The 19,433-nt window shown below is 71.4% G+C and carries 16 protein-coding genes; 5 read left to right on the top strand and 11 right to left on the bottom strand.

The window, feature by feature from the left end; translation table 11 throughout:
* Positions 1–337: 337 nt before the first annotated feature.
* The 3 genes from GWK61_RS39500 to GWK61_RS39510 form a co-directional block, all read right to left on the bottom strand.
* Positions 338–988 (bottom strand): class I SAM-dependent methyltransferase, encoded by a 651-nt coding sequence (locus GWK61_RS39500; RefSeq protein ID WP_194916840.1) that lies wholly within the window; start codon positions 986–988, stop codon positions 338–340.
* Between the two features lie 121 nt (positions 989–1,109).
* On the bottom strand, positions 1,110–1,691 hold the full coding sequence (locus GWK61_RS39505; RefSeq protein WP_194916841.1) for a hydrolase: 582 nt from the start codon (positions 1,689–1,691) through the stop codon (positions 1,110–1,112).
* Between the two features lie 78 nt (positions 1,692–1,769).
* Positions 1,770–2,231, bottom strand: coding sequence for a MarR family winged helix-turn-helix transcriptional regulator (locus GWK61_RS39510; RefSeq protein ID WP_323747959.1), 462 nt, complete (start codon positions 2,229–2,231; stop codon positions 1,770–1,772).
* A gap of 140 nt (positions 2,232–2,371) precedes the next feature.
* On the opposite strand from GWK61_RS39510, the gene GWK61_RS39515 reads away from it, so the two are divergent.
* Positions 2,372–2,638: a hypothetical protein gene (locus tag GWK61_RS39515; protein ID WP_194916842.1), complete on the top strand. Its 267-nt coding sequence runs from the start codon at positions 2,372–2,374 to the stop codon at positions 2,636–2,638.
* 29 nt (positions 2,639–2,667) lie between these two features.
* Here the strand turns inward: GWK61_RS39515 and GWK61_RS39520 are convergent, their stop codons facing one another.
* Positions 2,668–3,756 carry a TolB-like translocation protein gene (locus tag GWK61_RS39520; RefSeq protein WP_194916843.1) on the bottom strand — a complete coding sequence of 363 codons (1,089 nt, stop codon included), beginning with the start codon at positions 3,754–3,756 and terminating at the stop codon, positions 2,668–2,670.
* A 561-nt stretch (positions 3,757–4,317) separates the two neighbouring features.
* Positions 4,318–5,271: a helix-turn-helix transcriptional regulator gene (locus tag GWK61_RS39525; RefSeq protein ID WP_194916844.1), complete on the bottom strand. Its 954-nt coding sequence runs from the start codon at positions 5,269–5,271 to the stop codon at positions 4,318–4,320.
* 116 nt (positions 5,272–5,387) lie between these two features.
* On the opposite strand from GWK61_RS39525, the gene GWK61_RS39530 reads away from it, so the two are divergent.
* Entirely contained in the window at positions 5,388–6,851 is a 1,464-nt protein-coding gene (locus GWK61_RS39530) for an MFS transporter (protein ID WP_228563690.1), read from the top strand.
* Positions 6,852–6,991: 140 nt separating this feature from the next.
* Positions 6,992–8,104: a DUF2330 domain-containing protein gene (locus GWK61_RS39535; protein ID WP_194916846.1), complete on the top strand. Its 1,113-nt coding sequence runs from the start codon at positions 6,992–6,994 to the stop codon at positions 8,102–8,104.
* On the opposite strand, the gene rny is transcribed toward GWK61_RS39535, so the two are convergent.
* The 5 genes from rny to GWK61_RS39560 form a co-directional block, all read right to left on the bottom strand.
* A complete protein-coding gene (gene rny, locus GWK61_RS39540) occupies positions 8,085–9,704 on the bottom strand; it encodes a ribonuclease Y (protein WP_438939808.1) in 1,620 nt (539 codons plus the stop codon). The two genes, GWK61_RS39535 and rny, sit on opposite strands and share 20 nt — an antisense overlap.
* Positions 9,705–10,040: 336 nt before the next feature.
* Positions 10,041–10,997, bottom strand: a complete 957-nt coding sequence (locus tag GWK61_RS60055) for a regulatory protein RecX (RefSeq protein WP_323747960.1) — start codon at positions 10,995–10,997, stop codon at positions 10,041–10,043.
* A gap of 3 nt (positions 10,998–11,000) precedes the next feature.
* On the bottom strand, positions 11,001–12,155 hold the full coding sequence (gene recA / locus GWK61_RS39550) for a recombinase RecA (protein WP_194916848.1): 1,155 nt from the start codon (positions 12,153–12,155) through the stop codon (positions 11,001–11,003).
* A 106-nt stretch (positions 12,156–12,261) separates the two neighbouring features.
* On the bottom strand, positions 12,262–13,599 hold the full coding sequence (locus GWK61_RS39555; RefSeq protein ID WP_194916849.1) for an MFS transporter: 1,338 nt from the start codon (positions 13,597–13,599) through the stop codon (positions 12,262–12,264).
* Positions 13,600–13,713: 114 nt separating this feature from the next.
* Positions 13,714–14,442: an SDR family oxidoreductase gene (locus GWK61_RS39560; protein ID WP_194916850.1), complete on the bottom strand. Its 729-nt coding sequence runs from the start codon at positions 14,440–14,442 to the stop codon at positions 13,714–13,716.
* Between the two features lie 54 nt (positions 14,443–14,496).
* Here GWK61_RS39560 and GWK61_RS39565 point away from each other — a divergent pair, with 54 nt between their 5' ends.
* A complete protein-coding gene (locus GWK61_RS39565; protein WP_194916851.1) occupies positions 14,497–14,841 on the top strand; it encodes a MerR family transcriptional regulator in 345 nt (114 codons plus the stop codon).
* A gap of 3 nt (positions 14,842–14,844) precedes the next feature.
* Here GWK61_RS39565 and GWK61_RS39570 read toward each other — a convergent pair whose 3' ends face one another.
* Positions 14,845–15,030, bottom strand: a complete 186-nt coding sequence (locus GWK61_RS39570; RefSeq protein ID WP_194916855.1) for a DUF3046 domain-containing protein — start codon at positions 15,028–15,030, stop codon at positions 14,845–14,847.
* 45 nt (positions 15,031–15,075) lie between these two features.
* Between GWK61_RS39570 and GWK61_RS39575 the strand changes: the two genes are divergently transcribed.
* The coding region (locus GWK61_RS39575; protein WP_194916852.1) for an ATP-dependent helicase at positions 15,076–19,433 on the top strand (4,358 nt) is incomplete at its 3' end.

Raw genomic sequence — 19,433 nt, forward strand, 5'->3', positions numbered from 1 at the left:
TGGCGGAATCAAGCCGCATCGCTGCTGCTGTGGTCCGGCTCCGTCCGGCTTGACACCGCCAAACCGGGCAGGTTGGCTGCGCCCGCTGACGCGGCGAGGGACCCAGAACCAACACCCCGCATGGTCCTTCGGACCCAGCCACCACACCACCAGTCAGCCTGGCCCGTCGCCAACCGCAACCAACAGCCCGGCCCGCTCCCCTCGCCGGCTTCTGGTGCACGGTGAGCTCGGCGTCGTGCTGACGGTCGCCTCGGTGATGGTCACGCGCTAGCGGCCGGCGCAGACCAAGGCTCCTGAGGAAGCGTTGGCTGCAGTCAGGTAAGCATTCCCGGAACCACTAGTGCGGGGAGATCGCGGTCCCGAGCATGTGGGTCTGGATCGGCATCGGGATCCGGGTCTCCGGGAACTCGAAGCAGTCGAGTTCGGTGACCATGAACCCGGCGGCGACGATCGCGGCCCCGGTGTCGCGCGCGGTGTGGCAGCCGCCGGCGAGCAGCGGCCAGATCGTCGCGTCCAGCGCGCGCTGGACGCCGCGCATTCCGGCGCCGTCGGAGCGGACGTGTTCGAAGAAGCGCAGTGTGCCGCCGGGTCGCAGGACCCTGTCGATCTCCCGGAGTGCGACGCCCTGGTCCGCGACCGAGCACAGGACCAGGCACGCCACTGCCGCGTCGAAGGAGGCGTCGGGGAACGGTAGTGCCTCGGCGCGGCCTTCGACGACCTCTACCGGCACTGGTACGGATGCCGAGCGGGCGGCCTGCTCGGCCAGGGCTCGCAGGTCCGGTTCCGGTTCCACCGCCACCACGCGCTTCACTTCGGGTGGGTAGTGCGTGAAGTTGAGGCCGTTGCCTGCTCCGACCTCGATGACGTCACCGGTCAGGCCGGCCAGCAGCCGGTCCCGGTGCACGCCGATCCCGGCCTTCTCCAATGAGGGCCCGGCGCACTTCGCGTAGACGCGGGCAAAGACCGGGTGTTTGATCCTGCCGCTCATCGCCGCCTCCTGACGGTCGCTTCGCCGTCCCCGTCACCTCCCATTCTGCGAGGTGACGGGGGTCGAGCGCACGTAGGAGCCCGGGACGGGGGCTGGTCGTGCTGGTGGTGCTGGTCGTGCCTCAGCCGGCGGCGGGCAGCGCGGCGACGATCTCCGCGGTGGTCCCGTTCTCGGCGAGCCGCGGGAAGATGCGCTCGACGCTGTTCTGGTGCGCGTCGGCGTTGGAGTCGGTGACCGCGTCGGTGGCGACCGTGACGTGGTAGCCGTGCTCGTGCGCGTTGCGCGCCGTGGACTCCACGCCGATGCTGGTCGCGATGCCGGTCAGGACGATCTGCGTCACGCCGCGGCGGCGCAGGTGCAGGTCGAGGTTGGTGCCGTAGAACGCCGACCAGTTGCGCTTGGTGACCCGGATGTCGTCCTCGTGGCCGTCGAGGTCGGCGATGATCCGGTCCCAGCCCTCGGGCAGCTGCATACCGCTCATCCCCTGGTCGACGCGGCCGGGCATCAGGTCCGCGCCGTCGCCGGCGAAGGTCACGTTGACCAGCACGACCGGCAGGTCGCGGGCGCGGAAGGCATTCGCCAGCTCGACGGAGTTCTTGATGACGTCGGAGGTCGGGACCGGGGCGCCGGGCATGGCGGTGATGCCGCTCTGCAGGTCGATGACGACCAGCGCGGTCTTCGGGTCGATGGTGGTGATGGCCACGGGGAGTGCCTTTCCTAGGGACTGGGGACTACTGAGCTGCGGAACTAAGGAACGTCAGGACTTCAGGACTTCAGGACTTCAGGACGAGTCGGAGACCTTGCCGAGCAGTTCGGCCGCGGTCAGCACGGCCCGGATCTCCTCCGGGGTGCCGCGCTCGGTGAGCGCGCGGGCCAGCCACGCCTGCCGCGCCTGCCGCTCGCCCTGGGCCCGGGTCCGTCCGACCTCGGTGAGGCTGATGAGCTGCCGACGGCCGTCGGTGGGGTCGGGATCGCGCCGGACCAGGCCGGCCTGCTCCAGCGCGGCCACGGTCTTGACCGTCGCCTGATGCGTGACCTGCTCCGCACCGGCCAGCTCGCCGACCGTCGCGGACTCGACCTTGCTCAGCCGGGTCAGCACGGAGGCCTGCGTGGGCGTCAGGCCGTCGTCGCCGGGCAGCGACGTCAGACGCCGGCGCAGCCGCCCGACGACCACGAAGATCTCCATGGCCGCGCGCAACGCCTCCTCGTGCAGGTCGTCGGCATCAGGTCGAAGCTCGGTCACCCCTTCACCCTAGATCAGCAACTCAGGTTGCGCAACCACAGGTGCGCAGATCTCCTGACAGAATCATTCGGAGCAACGGATTGGCCGCCGGGCCTCGGCGCCCGGCCAAATGTGGCCCGTGGTCGAGACGGCGAAGAACGATGACGAGCGGGGCGGCCCCGGACACACCGTGGTGCTGGCCGTGGTCCTGGTGTTCGGCGATCCTGAAGGTGGCCTGGACCGTCGGCGGCGGCGACGCGGCCTGGGACGTGCTGGTGGCCCTGGAGCCGAAGAACTGGCTCGACGTGCTGACGCGCATGGGCGACGGGATCGTCGGGTGGGATCTGGACCGCAAGGAGGTCGCCAACGCACAGGGGTGTGAGAAGGTTGACGACCTCGTGGTCCGGGAGCCCTGGTGGCGGTCGTAGCGCCTGGTTCTTGTCCCCCCGGTGCCGGTTCAGGAGCCGGGCCGGAAGGCCGGGAACCCGGGGGTGTTCGTCACGAAGGCCGGCGTCCCCGAGCCGTCGGCGGCGACGGTCACGACGCCGGAGGACGTGGAGAACACGACCGTCTTGCCGTCCGGCGAGATCGCGGGCTCGGTGCAGTCGGTGGTGGCGTTCGGGGTCAGGTCGCGGGCCGCGGACGGGGCGCCGCCGGTGCTGGTCTGGATGGACTCCACGAACACGTGCTTGTGGGCTCCGACCTGGCGGACGAACACGACCTCCGGCGCCCCCTCGGAGGTCGAGGAGGTGCCGACCAGCACGTAGTCCGGCTCGGCGGCGTTCTTGATCGCCAGGCCGCCCTGCTGGCGCAGGTAGTTGTCGCGGACGTAGACGTCCGACGACGTGGCGCTGTCGTGCTCGTAGACCGCGCCGCCGAACTTGCCGCCCCCGGCCGGCCAGGTGTTGCCCTTCGCCGGCGGCGGCGTCGAGCCCTCCCCGGAGTAGCCGTTGAGGGTGAGCTGCGTCGGCTGCGCGTCGTGGGCGGTCGTCGGGACCTCCCACAGCGTGGTACCGCCGACGCTGGAGGCGAAGAAGATGTTGTTCCGCGCGGGCATGCCGTCCGCCGTGTCGGCCTGCGTGGTCTGCCACGTCGGGTGCGACCAGGTCTGGCCGCCGGGGTTGTGCGCCGCCTCGGTCCGGCCGGAGCCGTCGGCGTTGGCCACCACCAGGCTGCCGGAGCCGTCGATGAAGACCACCCGGGTGCCGTCCGGCGACCATGACGGGTCGTGGACCTGGGTGCCGAAGTCGACGGCCTTGCCGTTCATCAGGATCTTGCTGCCGCCGTCGGAGACGGTGATGCCGTTCCCGGTCGTGGCGTTCAGCTGTGACGGGGCCGAGGTCGGCGTGCCGCCCGAAGCGCCGGCCGAGGCACTCGTCGAGACCACCGCGCTCGGCGTGCTCGACCCCCCGGCCTGCGGCGCGGCCGCCCCGCCGGTGCCCGTCGCGTTCGTCGCGCTCTGGCAGCCGCTCACCACGAGCGGGGTCACCAACGCCGCCGCGCACATCGCCGCGCGAGCCCACATCTTGCTCCCCTGACCAGCCATTATGGTTCCTCCCCAGTCCCCAATGTGATGTCTCGCTGGGAAGACGCCCGGATGGCGGGCCGGTTCCACGCCGTGACAGATCTGTGACAAAGGACCGTGCGAGGTCTTCGTGCGACCATCGGAGATGTGAACGCTGACGATCTCGAGGCCGCCGGCCTGCCGTCACTGAAGAACGCCCAGCTGCGCCACATGCGCCAGCTGTTCCTGGCCGTCGTCACCGGCGGTTTCGTGGTGCTGGTGCCGTGGATCGTCTACCTGGCCCTGGTGCTGCCCGACCACCATCCGGAGAACGCCTGGAACGCCGCCTGGGTTGGCTTCGACGTCCTGCTGCTGCTCGGGCTGTTCGTCACCACGTACGGCGCCTGGCGCAGGCGGCAGTTCGTGGTGGTCTCGTGCGTCTTCACCGCGACGCTGCTGGTGTGCGACGCGTGGTTCGACATCACGCTGGACTGGGGCACGTCCGACGAGACGGCCGCGCTGCTCTCGGCGTTCTTCGTCGAGCTGCCCCTGGCCTTCTACCTGTTCTACGCGGCGATGCGGATAGTGCGGATGACCATCCGCTCAGCCCTCCTGATCGCCGGCCACCCCGGCCCCCTCCCCAGTTTCCACAAGCTCTCCATCGGCGGGCTGAACGAACTGCTGAAGTCCTTCGACGCCGGCCGCGAGAAGCCCCGAGCCGATCATGTCGAGTAGCGCCACGGCGTCCCGGTCGGCGCTGCCGGGCATCGTGTAGTAGGCGATCATGCGCTGGCCGCCGGTGTTCGCCAGCTCCATGGCCTCGTAGTCCAGCGTCATCGGACCGACGTCGGGGTGGTGGAAGGCCTTCGTGCCCTGGCTGAGGTTCAGCACCTCGTAGCGCTCCCAGAGCCGGGCGAACTCCTTGCTCTTCACCACCAGCTCGCCGATCAGGCGCACCAGGTCCGGGTCGTCGGGATCGGCGCCGGCGCGCGCCCGCAGGTAGGCCACAGAGGTCGGGACCAGCTTGTCCCACTCCGGATACAGCTGCTTGGCGGCCGGGCTCAGGAACAGGTAGCGGGTGACGTTGCGCTGCCTGCTCGGCCAGCCGGCCAGGCCCGGGAACAGCGCCAGGCCGGCCGGGTTCGCGGCCAGCAGGTCGTTGGTGCGGCTGACGATGTAGACCGGGTTGGGACGCAGCTGCTCCATCAGGATCAGCGCGCCCTGACGCACCGTGCGGGTGCGGGACTGCCGCTGTTCGATCCGGCGGGCCGGCTGCGCGGCGATCGCGGTGAGGTCGCGCAGGTGCTGGTGCTCGTCAGGGTTCAGCCGCAGGATGCGGGCCAGTGCGTCGACCACGGCCGGGCTCGGGTTGGTCTCCTTGCCGCGCTCCAGGCGGGTGTAGTAGTCGACGCTGACGCCGGCCAGGATCGCTACCTCCTCGCGGCGCAGGCCTGGGGTCCGCCGGACGCCCGCGCTGGGCGGCAGGCCGACGTCCTCGGGCCGGACGGCCGCGCGCCGCGCCTTCAGGAAGATCCCCAACTCGCTGCCGTTCGTCATACTGCCAGCGTAGAGCGCGGGCGCGAGAAGTGAGGGGGTGTGTCGCACCCCGGCACCGCGCTCCCCGGTTCGGCGCGGTCTGTATGGTCGCGGCACCGACCGCGAGGGTTACAGGCATGACAGCTCTCACCGCCGCCCGGCCGCGGGCCACCAGCACCGCCGCCACCACGTCTGTCGCCGACGCGCCGGTCGCCACCGCGACTGCGACGATCGACACCGCGCCGTCCGCGACCGCTGCCAGGCGCATCCTCGCCGCCTCGGTCTTCGGCTTCTTCCTCGTCGGCCTCGACGCCATGGTGGTCAACGTGGCGCTCCCGGCGATCAACCGCAGCCTGGCCGGCGGGATGGCCGGCGCGCAGTGGGTGATAGACGGCTACACGCTCGCCTTCGCCGCGCTGATGCTCTCGGCCGGCGCGCTGAGCGACCGGATCGGCGCCAAGGCCGCCTACGGCCTCGGGCTGATCGGGTTCACGCTCTCCTCCGCGGCCTGCGGCCTGGCCCCGTCGCTGGGGCTCCTGGTCACCGCGCGGCTGGTGCAGGGCGGCGCCGCCTCGTTGATGCTGCCGGCCTCGCTGTCCCTGGTGCGCCAGGCGTTCCCGGACCCGGCGAAGCGGAACCGGGCGATCGCGCTGTGGACGGCGGCGGGCTCGGCGGCCGCGGCCGCCGGACCGGTGGCCGGCGGCCTGATCACCGCCGCGGTGGACTGGCGCTGGATCTTCTTCCTGAACCTGCCGGCCGGGGCCGCGGCGCTGGCCCTGCTGGCCGGGACGCCCAAGCTGGTCCAGGCCAGGACGGCGGTCGGCGCGCACTTCGACGTCATCGGCCTGGTCTCCTCGGTGGTGGCGCTGGCCGGCCTGACCTACGGCTTCATCGAGGGCGGCTCGAAGGGCTTCGGGACCACGCCGGTGCTCGCCTCGTTCGCAGCGGCCGTACTCGCCTCGGTGGTCTTCGCCGTCGCCGAGTCCCGCCAGGCGCGGCCGATGGTGCCGCTGGCGCTGTTCAAGTCCCGCGCGATGTCGCTGACCGCGTTCGCCGGCTTCACCGTCAACGCCGCCTTCTACGGTGTGATCTTCCTGCTCAGCCTGTACTTCCAGCAGGTGGCGCACAAGTCCTCGACCGTCACCGGCCTGCTGTTCGCGCCGATCACCGCGGTGGTGACGCTGGTGAACGTGACCGTGGCGGCGCGCATGGTGGCGAAGATCGGCGCCCGGCTGTCGATGACCATCGGCCTGGCCGGCACCGCCGGCGCGATGCTCCTGCTGCTGGCGGTCCGCCCGGACCAGCCGGCCTGGCTGCTGGTGCTGCTGCTGATCCCGGTCTCCTTCGCCGGCGCCTTCGTGGTCCCGGCCCTGACCATCATGGTGATGGGGAGCGTTCCGGCCGAGCAGGCGGGCACCGCGGCCGGCATCGTGAACACCTCCCGGCAGGTCGGCGGCGCGCTGGCGGTGGCCGTGGCCGGGGCGCTGGTGGCAGGCGGCGACTTCGCGCACGGGATGCACGTCACGCTGATCGGGATCGCGGTGCTGCTGACGGCGGCCGCGGTGGCGGTGCAGCTGCTGGCTCCGGGACGGAAGCGGTAACCCGAAAGCGGTGGCCGGTCGCTTACCCGACCGTTACCAATCCGTGGTGAGAGCACCGGAACCCGTCTTCCGGCGAGGGCGTCAAAGCCTCGCCGGAAGACGGGTTCTTTCTCGGGAGGCGAATCAGGATGCGTAGATGGGTGACCAAAGCTCTGACACTCGCACTGGCGGCCGGCGGGTTGCAGGCGGTCTGGGTGGCCGATCCGGCGTGGGCGTGCGGATGCGGGGCGATGATCCCCGGCTCCGGCGGCACGATGAGCGTCGCGCGGGAAGAAGCGGTCGTCGAGTTCGACGGGACGACCGAAGACGTCGTCATGCGGTTCTCCACGCAGAGCAATGTCACGGACGCCGCGTGGGTGATGCCGGTGCCGGCTCCGGCCACGGCGAAGCTGGCGAACGTGTCCCTGTTCGGCGATCTGGCATTCGCCGAGGAGCCGGTCCCCGCCGTGCACCACTACTTCTGGCCGCATCTCGGGGGATCGACCGGCGACTACGGCGCGGTGGCCGGCGGCGCGATGGACGGCGCTCCCCGGCAGCCGGCTGTGCAGGTGCTCAGCGACCAGCAGATCGGCGAGTTCGAGGTCGCGAACCTGGCCTCGACCGACCCCGAGGCGCTCGGCGACTGGCTGAACCAGCACGGCTTCACCCTCAAGGCCGGCACCGCGAGCCGGTTGGCCGCCTACACGAGCCAGGGCTGGAAGTTCGTCGCCGTCCGCCTGGCCACCGGCAGCACGGCCGACCTGAACGGCATCCTGGACCCGATCAGCCTGTCGTTCCCCACCAAGACCGCCGTCTACCCGATGCGGTTGTCGGCCGGCGCGACGACGCCGCAGAACGTCGAGGTGTCCGTGCTGGCGCCGCACCGGATGGACGCCACGAGCACGCCGGTCGCGGACCAGCCGGAGACCTCGACGTTCGGGGACTGGATCGACCTCTCGGACTTCGGGCCGTCATCGACCACTCTGGCGAGTGGGCGGATGTTCCTGACGGTGTACGACGCCTCGTTCAACCAGCCCTCGCTGATCACGCAGGACTACACGTTCGCCCCGGCGGCCTCGGACTGGGTGCAGCACAGCACCTACGACCAGGAGGAACTGCTGGCCTGGCTGGGGATCCCGGCCTACCTGATCGTGCTGCTGGTGCTGCCGGCAGGGCTCGCACTGGCCGGGCGGTGGGTCTGGCGGCGCCGGGCTCCGAGGAACCCGGCGGGCAGCCCTCCCCCTCCGGACCACCTCAGCGTGCGTACTCAGTAGCCCGGGACTCGCGCACCACGGTGATCCGGATCTGCCCCGGGTAGGTCAGCTCCTCCTCGACCTGCTTGGCGATGTCCCGCGCGATGACCTGCGCCTGGATGTCGTCGACCGCGTCGGGCACGACCATCACCCGGATCTCGCGGCCGGCCTGCATGGCGAAGACCTTCTCCACGCCCTCCTGCTCGGCGGCGATCTGCTCCAGGCGCTCCAGGCGCTTGACGTAGGCCTCCAGCGACTCGCGGCGCGCGCCGGGGCGGCCGCCGCTGATCGCGTCCGCGGCCTGCGTCAGGACCGCCTCGACGGTGCGGACCTCGACCTCGTTGTGGTGCGCCTCGATGGCGTGCACGACGTCGTCGTGCTCGCCGTACTTGCGGGCGATCTCGGCGCCGATCAGCGCGTGGCTGCCCTCGACCTCGTGGGTCAGGGCCTTGCCGATGTCGTGCAGGACCGTGCAGCGCTTGAGGAGCACCGGGTCCAGCCGCAGCTCGGAGGCCATGATCGAGGCCAGGTGCGCGGACTCCACGAGGTGCTTGAGCACGTTCTGGCCGTAGGAGGTGCGGTAGCGGAGCTTGCCGAGCAGCGCGATCAGCTCGGGGTGCATGTCGGTGATGCCGAGCTCCATGAGCGCGTCCTCGCCGGCCCGCACGCACAGCGTCTCCACCTTGGCCTTGGAGCGCTCGTAGATCTCCTCGATGCGGTGCGGGTGGATCCGGCCGTCCAGGACCAGCTCCTCCAGGGTCAGCCGGCCGACCTCCCGGCGCACCGGGTCGAAGCAGGACAGCAGGACGGCCTCGGGCGAGTCGTCGATGATCAGGTTGACCCCGGTGATCGACTCGTAGGCGCGGATGTTCCGGCCCTCGCGGCCGATGATCCGGCCCTTCATGTCGTCGCTGGGCAGGTGCAGCACGCTGACCACGGACTCGGCGGTCTGCTCGCTGGCCACCCGCTGGATGGCCAGGGCCACGGTCTTGCGGGCGCGCTTGTCGCCCTCGTCCCGGGCCTCCTGCTCGATCTGCCGGATGAGCACCGCGGCCTCGCGCTTGGCCTGGTTCTCGATCGACTTCACGAGCTCGTTCTTGGCCTCGGCGGCGGACAGCGCGGCGGCGCGCTCCAGCACGGAGCGGCGCTCGTCCTCCAGCGTGGCCAGCTCCGCCTTCTTGCGCTCCAGATCGACGTCGGCGGCGGCGAGTTCGCGCTCCTTGTCGGCGGTCCGCCGCAGGTCGGCGTCCAGCCGCTCCTCGCGCTCGGCCTGCCGGGCCTCGCGGCGCTCCAGGTCCAGCCGCAGCTCGCGGATGTCGTCCTTGAGCACCCGGGTCTCGGCCTCGGCCTCGTCCCGGATGCGCCGGGCGCGGTCCATCTCGACGGTCGCGGCCGCGGCGGCCTGCTCCCGGATCTGCACGGCCTGGACGTCGGCCTGCTTGCGCGACTCGGCGGCCTCCCGGTGCACGGCGGCCAGATCGCGCTGCGCGGCCACGACGGCGGAGGCGTGCTCGCCCTCCCGGGCCTGGGCGCGTTGCGCCAGCTCGGCGACCTGCTTGTCGAAGTCCTCGTACGCGCTCTTCTTGAGATTGTTGATCCGGCGTCCGGCCCCGACGTTCATGCCCACGAACAGGCCGACGCACGCCGCGACCACCGCTGCGATCGCGATCACCATGCCGACCATGAAGTTTGCTCCCAGCGCGCTTGAGTGATCCTTCGATGATCCCTCACTGAGTGCGAGGTTAGGGCGAGGTAACAATACGGTCAAGGAGGAGTGTGGTCGACAACCGTTGGTGTCGTCGGGAAAAGCGGATGAAAGCACTGGAAGGAGTGGTGTTCCGGCGAAGGGGTCACTGGAGGTGGCGGCGCACGGTAGCCGGCGGGTGGCGCAGGGGTGGCGCCTGGTTCTGGTCGGGGCGGCGTCGGTGTCGGATCGGATTTGGGGTCGGTGCCGGTGTCAGTCGAACTCAGGCTCGCCGAGATCGACGTCCAGCCCCTCCTCGGCGAGCGCCTCCCGCACCACGCGGAACGCGATCGACCCGGAGTACCCCTTGCGGGCGAGCATCCCGACCAGTCGCCGGGTGCGCACCTGCGGCTCCAGCCCCCGGGTGGCGCGCAGCCGGGAGTCGACAAGTCGGCGCGCGGTGGCGGCCTCCTGGTCCTCGTCGACCGCGGACAGCGCCTCGGCGGCGGTCTCGTCGTCGATGCCGCGCTTGCGCAGCTCGTAGCCGAGGGCCCGCTTGGCCAGGCCGCGCTCGGTGTGGCGGGAGCGGACGAAGGTCTCGGCGTAGCCGGCGTCGTCCAGGAGGTGCAGCTCCTCGAAGCGGTCGAGCACCGCCTCGGCGATGTCGTCGGGAATCTCTTTCTTGCGCAGCTTGTCGGCCAGCTGCGACCGGGTCTGCATCTGCCGGCCCAGGTGGTACATCAGGATGTTCTTCGCGCGCTGCTCCAGCTTCTCGCGCGACTCCGGCGGCTTGGGCTTGTCGGCGTCGGCCGGATCGCGGTCCTTGCGGCGCGAGGACCAGCTGCCGGTAGTTTTTTTGGCAGCGGTCTTCTTGGCGGCAGTCTTCTTGGCAGCGCTCTTCTTCGCCGATGACGATCCGCCCCGCCGGTCGTCGCCGAAGCCGCCCGAGGAGCGGCGCTGCTGATCGGTGCGCTCGGACCGTTCCGGCCGCTCAGACCGCTTCGGCACGGCGCCCCGGCCGCCGGCACCATCGGCGAGCGACGCCCAACCGCTCGGGCCCGCATCCGCACCGGGTTCCGCTGCTGCGGCCCAGCCCGGCGCGCCGTCATCCGAGCTGCCTGCTCCCGCGTCCGACCCGGCCGAAGCCTGTTCGTCCGCGTCCGACCCCGCGTCGGCCAACCAGTCGGGACCGGCTCCCTCATCCTGGAACCGGCCCCAACCGGCGCTCACCTACTACTCCTCCGCACCGGCCGTGGCGGCGGTCTTGCGCGCCCGCGTCGTCTTGGCCGGCTTGGCGGCGGCGTCCTCGGCCGGGGCCGCGCCGTCGGCGGCGGCGGCCACAGCCGCCGGCGCCGCGCTCGCCGCGGTGTCGGCCGGCTCGTCGACCTTCGGCCCGATGCCCAGCTTCTCCTTGATCAGCTTCTCCAGGCCGTCGGCGACGTCCGGGTTCTCCTTCAGGAACCGCCGGGCGTTCTCGCGGCCCTGGCCGAGCTGCCCCTCGGAGTACGTGAACCAGGCTCCCGCCTTCTTCACGAACCCGTGCTCGACGCCCATGTCGATCAGCGAGCCCTCGCGGGAGATGCCCTGGCCGAACACCACGTCGAACTCAGCCTGCTTGAAGGGGGGCGCGACCTTGTTCTTCACGACCTTGACGCGGGTGCGGTTCGCGACCGCCTCCGTGCCGTCCTTCAGCGTCTCGATGCGGCGGATGTCCAGGCGCACCGAGGCGTAGAACTTCAGCGCGCGGCCGCCGGTGGTGGTCTCCGGCGAGCCGAACATCACGCCGACCTTCTCGCGCAGCTGGTTGATGAAGATCACGGTGGTGTTGGTCTGGCTGATCACACCGGTCAGCTTGCGCAGCGCCTGGCTCATCAGGCGGGCCTGCAGACCGACGTGCGAGTCGCCCATCTCGCCCTCGATCTCGGCCTTGGGCACCAGGGCCGCGACCGAGTCGATGACGATGATGTCCAGCGCGCCGGAGCGGATCAGGGTGTCGCAGATCTCCAGCGCCTGCTCGCCGGTGTCGGGCTGGGAGATCAACAGCAGGTCGGTGTCCACGCCGATGTTCTTGGCGTACTCCGGGTCCAGCGCGTGCTCGGCGTCGATGAACGCCGCCTGGCCCCCGGCCCGCTGCGCGTTGGCGACCGCGTGCAGCGCGACCGTCGTCTTGCCGGAGGACTCCGGGCCGTAGATCTCGACGACCCGGCCGCGCGGCAGGCCGCCGATGCCCAGGGCCACGTCCAGGGCGATCGAGCCGGTGGGGATGATGTCGATCGGCTGCGCCGAGCGGGCGCCCAGCCGCATCACCGACCCCTTGCCGAAGTTGCGCTCGATCTGGGCGAGGGCGGCGTCGAGCGCCTTCTCGCGATCGGTGGTCGATGCCGCCATGGGTGCCTGCCTTAGGTTCCGGTACTTCACGTCTGACGGTCTTGAAGCTAGAGGACGCCACTGACAAAAACTGACTCGGCCGCGTCCACCGGTGCCTGACCGCCTCTCACGGTACCTGGGACGCCGCGTCTTCTTGCACCGAACGCCCCGGAATGTTGTCCGGCGCCACGGTCGGCCGCCGCACCGCCGTCACGACCACGAGCACTGCGACCGGCGCCAGCAGCGCCACCGCCAGCCCGGCCAGCCACGAGTACCCGAGCGTCCCGACCACCAGCCCGGCCAGCGCCGCGCCGGCCGCCGAAGAACCCTGCATCACGAAGTCGCTCGCCCCCTGCACCGACGGCCGCACCCGGTCCGGCGTCGACTCGGTGAGCAGCGTCGAACCGGCCACCACGCCGCAGGACCACCCGATCCCCAGCAGCAGCAACCCGACGACCATGTACGCCCGCGACCCCATCGGCGCCGACCCGACGACCAGGCAGGCCGCGGTCAGGACCGTCAGCCCGGCGCCGAGCACCGGGATCCGCCCGATCCGGTCCACGGCTGCCCCGACCAGCGGGGAGAACGCGTACATCCCGGTGATGTGCACGGACAACACGAGCCCGATCACCGTCACCGACATGCCGTCGGCGTTCATGTGCACCGGCGTCATCGACATCACCGACACCATGACGGTGTGCGAGACGGCCACCACCGCGATCGCCAGCACCGCGCGCGGCGACTCGGCGATGACCGCGAAGGACTGCTTGAGCGTCAGCCGCTTCGGCGCCGCGGCGTCCTCCCCGCGCAGCTCCCGCGCCACCAGCAACGGATCGGGGCGCAGCAGCAGGCCGAGCACGAGCCCGGCCCCGCAGAGCGCGAACCCCGACCACAGGAAGGCCCCGGCCAGCGGCGGCAGCCCGAGCGCCCGCGCCGTCCCCTCCGCCGGGTGCCCGAGGTTCGGGCCGAGGATGGACCCGACCGTCACCGCCCAGATCACCATCGACAACGCCCGGCCCCGCCGCTCGGCCGGCGCCAGGTCGGTGCCGGCGTACCGGGCCTGGAGGTTGACCGCCGACGCCGAGCCGAACAGCGCCATCCCGCCGAGCAGGAGCGGATAGAAGTGCAGCCGCGCGGCCAGGATGATGACCAGGGTCCCGGCGACCGCGGCCCCGTAGCCGAGGACCAGGCCGGGCCGGCGGCCGCGGGCGGCCATGACGCGCGAGAGCGGGATGGTCGCGAACGCCGCGCCGAGCGCGGAGAACGTGCCGGTCAGCCCGGCCAGTCCGGCGTTCCCGGTGATCTCCTTGGCCAGCAGCGTGGACAGCGAGAACCCGGTCGAGGAGCCGATGCCGCCGAGGATCTGGCTGCCGACGAGGACCCGGACGGTGCGCCGCTGGACCGCCGCCGCGCGTCCGGCGAGGTCAGGCGGTATCGGCGATATTCGGGAGTCGGCTGCGGTCACGTGTGGAACGTAGCGGGGATCCTTACCCTGCCGGAAGTGGCTTTCCGGCTGCGGGGTTGACGATTCCGGCCGAGGGCGGGCTCGCTCCACACACCTGGACGAGCGCGTGCCCGGTCAGAACGTGGTCGCTGCCAGCGCTTCGTAGAAGGGACGAGGGTCTGCGGCGAGCGAGCTCTTGACCGTACGGCTCCACTCGTCCACGAGCACCTCCCAGGCACCGGCCTCGACGCCGTCCAGCGCGGCGCGCGCGACCTCGACCGGCGGCAGCTTCTCGCTGTCGAACCCGGCACTCATGTCGGTGTCGGCCAGGCCCAGGTGCACGCCGGTGACCAGGGTGCCCTGGTCGGCCAGTTCGAGGCGGACGCTGTTCACCATCGCCCACGCCGCGGCCTTGGCGACGTGGTAGGCGTTGGCGCCGGGATGCGCGAACCAGGACATCGCCGACAGCAGGTTCACCACCGCGCCGCCGCCGTTGCGCCCGAGCGCCGGGGCGAACGCCCGGATCATCTGCAGGGACCCGAACAGATGGGTCTCCAGTTCCAGCCTGATCTGGTCCAGGTCCCCGGCCACCAGGTCCTGCCAGGTGTTGGACCCCGCGTTGTTGACCAGCAGGGTGACGTCCGGCGCCTGCTCCGCGGCCCGGCGCACCGCGGCGGGGTCGGTGACGTCCAGGGCGACGGCCTCGACGCGGTCCGCGTCGAGGCCGTCGAGGCTCATGTCGTCGGGCCGGCGCGCGGCGGCGTAGACCTTGGCGGCACCGCGGTCGAGCAGGTGCGCGGTGAAGGCGCGGCCGAGTCCGCGGTTGGCGCCGGTGACGAGTGCGATCGATCCGTTGATCTCCATGTCGGTTACGCTAAAACCTCACGTTGACGTGAGAGGCAAGTCGGAGGCGGACTGATGCGGATCGGGGAATTGGCGACGCGGTCGGGCGTCAGCGTCCGCGCGCTGCGCTACTACGAGGAGCAGGGCCTGCTGATCCCGGAACGCAGTTCCTCGGGCCAGCGCCATTACCCGGAAGCCGCCGTGGAAATGGTCCGCTTCTTCCAGCAGATGTACGCCGCCGGGCTGACCAGCAAGAACATCGCCGAGCTGTTGACCTGCTACGACGCCGGCCACACCGATGCCGAGCAGCGCCGCATGCTGCACGCCGAGCGCGACCGCATCCGCGACCGGGTCGCGCAGCTCCAGGACGCGCTGCACCGGCTGGACGAGGTCATCGCCGTCACCGACACCCATCCCTGACGCCTAGAAGTACGGAAGATCCCGGTCCCGGGCGACAGCACCCCAGATGTCCTTCACGGCCACGCCGTCCCCCAGCGCCTGCATCACGGTGCGACCGCCGAGGTCGCTCATCACGTGATCGCGCGCGTACGAATCCGTGAGCGGCCCGAACACCTCGCGCATCCGCTCCCAGAAATCCTGAAGCCGCATCGTCCCTGACCGCATGGCCCAAGTCTGTCAGACGGCCAAGGCAGTATGGATCGTATGAAAACGTCGGCAGCCCTGGATCACTTCCATCCAGCCACCAAAGCCTGGTTCACGGCTGCCTTCGCCGAGCCCACGACCGCCCAGGCCGGGGCCTGGAACGCGCTCGCCGAGGAGAAGAACGCCCTGGTCGTGGCCCCGACTGGATCCGGAAAAACGCTCGCCGCGTTCCTGGCCGCGCTGGACCGGCTGGCCTTCGGCCCGCCCCCGGCCGAGCCCAAGCGCCGCTGCCGGGTCGTGTACGTCTCGCCGCTGAAGGCGCTGGCCGTGGACGTGGAGCGCAACCTGCGCGCGCCGCTGGCCGGCCTGAAGCAGGCCGCCGCGCGCCTGGGCCTGCCCGAGCCGGACGTCGACATCGCGGTGCGCTCCGGCGACACCCCGGCCGACCAGCGGCGCAAGTTCATGACCAAGCCCTCGGACATCCTGATCACCACGCCCGAGTCGCTGTTCCTGATCCTCACCTCCGCCGCCCGCGAGTCGCTGCGCGGCGTGGAGACCGTGATCATCGACGAGGTGCACGCGGTCGCCGGGACCAAGCGCGGCTCGCACCTGGCCGTCTCCCTGGAGCGGCTGGACGCGCTGCTGGAGCGGCCGGCGCGGCGCATCGGCCTGTCGGCGACCGTGCGGCCGGCCGAGACCGTCGCGCAGTTCCTCGGCGGCCCGCATCCGGTCGAGGTGGTGGCCCCGAAGATCGCGAAGACCTTCGACATCCGGGTCTCGGTGCCGGTCGAGGACATGGGGGCGCTGGACGCCGACGACGGCGAGCTGGTCGCCGCCGACCAGACCGGCCGCCGCCAGGTGTCGGTGTGGCCGCACGTCGAGGCGGCCGTGGCCGACCTGATCGAGCGGCACCGGTCGACCATCGTCTTCACCAACTCCCGGCGGCTGGCCGAGCGGCTGACCGGCAAGCTGAACGAGGCGCACTGGGAGCGGATGACCGGCGGTATCAGCGGCGCCGGTGCCGATGGCTCCAGTGCCGCCGGCGCAAACGGCGCCGACCGTGACGCCCTCGACGACCCGCTGAGCATCCGGAAGATCCTCGCGACCTCGACCCCCGCCGAAATGATGGCGCAGGCCGGGCAGGTCTCGGGCGCCCCGCCGGTGCTGGCCCGCGCGCACCACGGCTCAGTCTCCAAGGAGCAGCGCGCCGACATCGAGGAGGCGCTGAAGGCCGGGACGCTCCCGGCCGTGGTCGCCACCTCCAGCCTGGAGCTGGGCATCGACATGGGCGCCGTGGACCTGGTGGTGCAGGTGGAGTCGCCGCCGTCGGTGGCCGCCGGGCTGCAGCGGGTCGGGCGCGCCGGGCACCAGGTCGGGGCGATCTCGCACGGCGTGATCTTCCCCAAGTACCGGGGCGACCTGGTGCAGTCGGCGGTGGTGGCCGAGCGGATGGCGTCGGGGTCCATCGAGTCGCTGAAGGTGGTGCGCAACCCGCTGGACGTGCTGGCGCAGCAGATCATCGCGATGGTCGCGGTCGAGGACTGGCGGACGGACGATCTCATCGCCCTGGTCCGCCGCGCGATGCCGTTCGCCGCGCTGCCAGACTCGGCCTATGAATCAGTGCTCGATCTTCTGTCGGGTCGCTATCCCTCGGACGAGTTCGCCGAGCTGAAGCCGCGCATCGTGTGGGACCGGGTCGAGGGCAAGATCTCGGCGCGTCCCGGCGCGCAGCGGCTGGCCGTCACCTCCGGCGGCACCATCCCGGACCGCGGCTACTTCGGGGTCTTCCTCGCCGGCGCGAAGGAGGGCGCCAAGCGGGTCGGCGAGCTGGACGAGGAGATGGTCTACGAGTCGCGGGTCGGCGACGTGTTCACGCTGGGCTCGTCGTCCTGGCGGATCGAGGACATCACGCACGACCGGGTCCTGGTCTCCCCGGCCCCGGGGATGCCGGGCAAGCTGCCGTTCTGGCACGGCGACGCGCTCGGCCGGCCGCTGGAGCTGGGCCGCGCGCTCGGCGGGTTCCTGCGCGAGCTGGGCAAGGCCGAGGAGGCGACGTCCAGGACCCGGCTGAAGAAGTCCGGGCTGGACGACTGGGCCGCCGACAACCTGCTGTCCTACCTGCGCGAGCAGAAGCAGGCCACCGGCCGCGTCCCCGACGACCGCACCATCGTGGTCGAACGCACCCGCGACGAGCTCGGCGACTGGAAGGTGCTGATCCACTCGCCGTTCGGCGCGCAGGTGCACGCGCCCTGGGCGCTGGCGATCGGGACCCGGCTGCGCGAGCGCTACGGCCTGGACGCGCAGGTGATGCACGCCGACGACGGCATCGTGCTGCGCCTTCCGGACACCGACGCGGCCGACCCGACCACCGAGAGCCTGGGGCTGCTGTTCGCCTCGGACGAGATCGAGGAGATCGTCACCGGCGAGATCGGCGGCTCGGCGCTGTTCGCCTCACGCTTCCGCGAGTGCGCCGGCCGTGCGCTGCTTCTGCCGCGCACGCGCCCGGGCAAGCGCACGCCGCTGTGGCAGCAGCGGCAGCGCTCGGCGCAGCTGCTGGCGGTGGCGGCGCGGCACGCGAGCTTCCCGATCGTGCTGGAGGCCGTGCGCGAGGTGCTGCAGGACGTGTACGACGTGCCGGGGCTGATCGAGCTGTGCCGGGACATCGAGGCGCGCAAGGTGCGGATCGTCGAGGTGGAGACGGCGCAGCCCTCGCCCTTCGCGCGCTCGCTGCTGTTCGGCTACATCGCGCAGTTCATGTACGAGGGCGACTCCCCACTGGCCGAGCGCCGCGCCGCCGCGCTGTCGCTGGACCCGGCGCTGCTGGCCGAGCTGCTGGGCCAGACCGGCCTGCGGGACCTGCTGGACCCGGACATCCTCATCGCCCTCGAAGAGGAACTCCAGTACCTGACGCCGACGCGGCGCGCCCGCGACGCCGAGGACGCCGCCGACCTGCTGCGCCTGCTCGGGCCGCTGTCCACGGCGGAGGCGGCGGCGCGCGGGATCGAGGCGTCGTGGCTGGTGGACCTGGAGGGCGCGCGCCGCGTCATCAGGGTCCGGATGGCCGGCGAGGAGCGCTGGGCCGCGATCGAGGACGCGGGACGGTTGCAAGACGCGCTGGGCATCCCCCTGCCGGTCGGCATCCCCGAAGCTTTCACCGCCGTGGTCGCCGACCCTTTGGGCGACCTGGTCGCCCGCTACGCGCGTACGCACGGCCCCTTCAGCGCCATCGAACCCGCGGTTCGCTTCGGCATCCCTGCTTCTTCGGTGATCGCAGCCCTGGAACGCCTGGCAGCCACCGGCCGCGTACTTTCTGGCGAGTTCCGCCCCGGCGGCAGTGGCACGGAGTGGTGCGACGCCGAAGTCCTTCGCCGGGTCCGCCGCCGCACGATGGCAGCACTGCGCAAGGAAGCCGAGCCGGTCCCACCGCGAACGTTGGCCATGCTCCTCCCAGCCTGGCAATCCGTCGGCCGCGCCGCTTCCTCACCTCTGCGCGGCACCGACGGAGTGCTCCGAGTCGTCGAGCAACTCGCTGGCGCAGTGGTCCCCGCCTCGGCCCTGGAGCGCCTGATCCTGCCCTCGCGTGTCGCCGACTACTCCCCAACAATGCTCGACGAACTGACCTCCTCCGGCGAGGTCGTCTGGGCCGGCGCCGGATCGCTTGCCGGCGACGACGGCTGGGTAACGCTGTGCCCCGCAGAGCTGGCACCACTCCTCCTCCCCGAACCCTCCGAGGCCCTGGACCCCGGCCCCGTCCACGAGGCAATCCTGGCCGCCCTAGGCGATGACGCAGCTCTATTCCTACGCGGGATCGTTTCCCGAGTCGGCGACGCCTTTCCCCCATCAGAAGTTCTGTCAGGACTCTGGGACCTACTCTGGGCCGGCTACGTCACCAACGACACACTCGCGCCACTTCGCGGCCTCCTGAACTCGGGCAAGAGCGCCCACAAGGCGCGCCGTCCCACTCCTCGCGGCCGCTACGCCCGCTTCGGCGTCGCAGCAGTGGCGGCCGACCAGAACGCCTCGGCCGCCGTGAGCCCCTCCGGCGCCGGCCGCTGGTCCCGCCTGTCCCCCCGCATCGCCGACCCGACGCGCCGCGCGCACCTGCTCGGCGAGGTGCTGATGGACCGCTACGGCGTCGTGACGCGCGGCTCGGTGATGGCCGAACGCATCCCCGGCGGCTACGCGGGCGTGTACTCGGTGCTGTCAGCCTACGAAGAGGCGGGCCGCGCCCGCCGCGGCTACTTCGTCGAAGGCCTGGGCGCCGCCCAGTTCGCCGCCGAAGGCGCCGTCGACCGCCTCCGCTCCCTGGCCGCCTCACTGGAGGCGCTGGAGAACCGCGACCACGCGGCGACAGGCGCCACCCTCGACGACAGCGTCCACAAACTGATGGGCACCCCCCACGAATACAC

This window comes from Catenulispora rubra, from assembly GCF_015356825.1.
Taxonomy (GTDB): Bacteria; Actinomycetota; Actinomycetes; order Streptomycetales; family Catenulisporaceae; genus Catenulispora; species Catenulispora rubra.

Excerpts from the sequence above, each read along its gene's own strand:
- GWK61_RS39500 (WP_194916840.1), bottom strand. The coding sequence starts at position 988 with ATGAGCGGCAGGATCAAACACCCGGTCTTTGCCCGCGTCTACGCGAAG.
- GWK61_RS39515 (WP_194916842.1), top strand. The coding sequence starts at position 2,372 with ATGACGAGCGGGGCGGCCCCGGACACACCGTGGTGCTGGCCGTGGTCC.
- GWK61_RS39520 (WP_194916843.1), bottom strand. The coding sequence starts at position 3,756 with ATGGCTGGTCAGGGGAGCAAGATGTGGGCTCGCGCGGCGATGTGCGCG.
- GWK61_RS39525 (WP_194916844.1), bottom strand. The coding sequence starts at position 5,271 with ATGACGAACGGCAGCGAGTTGGGGATCTTCCTGAAGGCGCGGCGCGCG.
- GWK61_RS39530 (WP_228563690.1), top strand. The coding sequence starts at position 5,388 with ATGACAGCTCTCACCGCCGCCCGGCCGCGGGCCACCAGCACCGCCGCC.
- rny (WP_438939808.1), bottom strand. The coding sequence starts at position 9,704 with ATGAACGTCGGGGCCGGACGCCGGATCAACAATCTCAAGAAGAGCGCG.
- recA (WP_194916848.1), bottom strand. The coding sequence starts at position 12,155 with ATGGCGGCATCGACCACCGATCGCGAGAAGGCGCTCGACGCCGCCCTC.
- GWK61_RS39560 (WP_194916850.1), bottom strand. The coding sequence starts at position 14,442 with ATGGAGATCAACGGATCGATCGCACTCGTCACCGGCGCCAACCGCGGA.
- GWK61_RS39565 (WP_194916851.1), top strand. The coding sequence starts at position 14,497 with ATGCGGATCGGGGAATTGGCGACGCGGTCGGGCGTCAGCGTCCGCGCG.
- GWK61_RS39570 (WP_194916855.1), bottom strand. The coding sequence starts at position 15,030 with ATGCGGCTTCAGGATTTCTGGGAGCGGATGCGCGAGGTGTTCGGGCCG.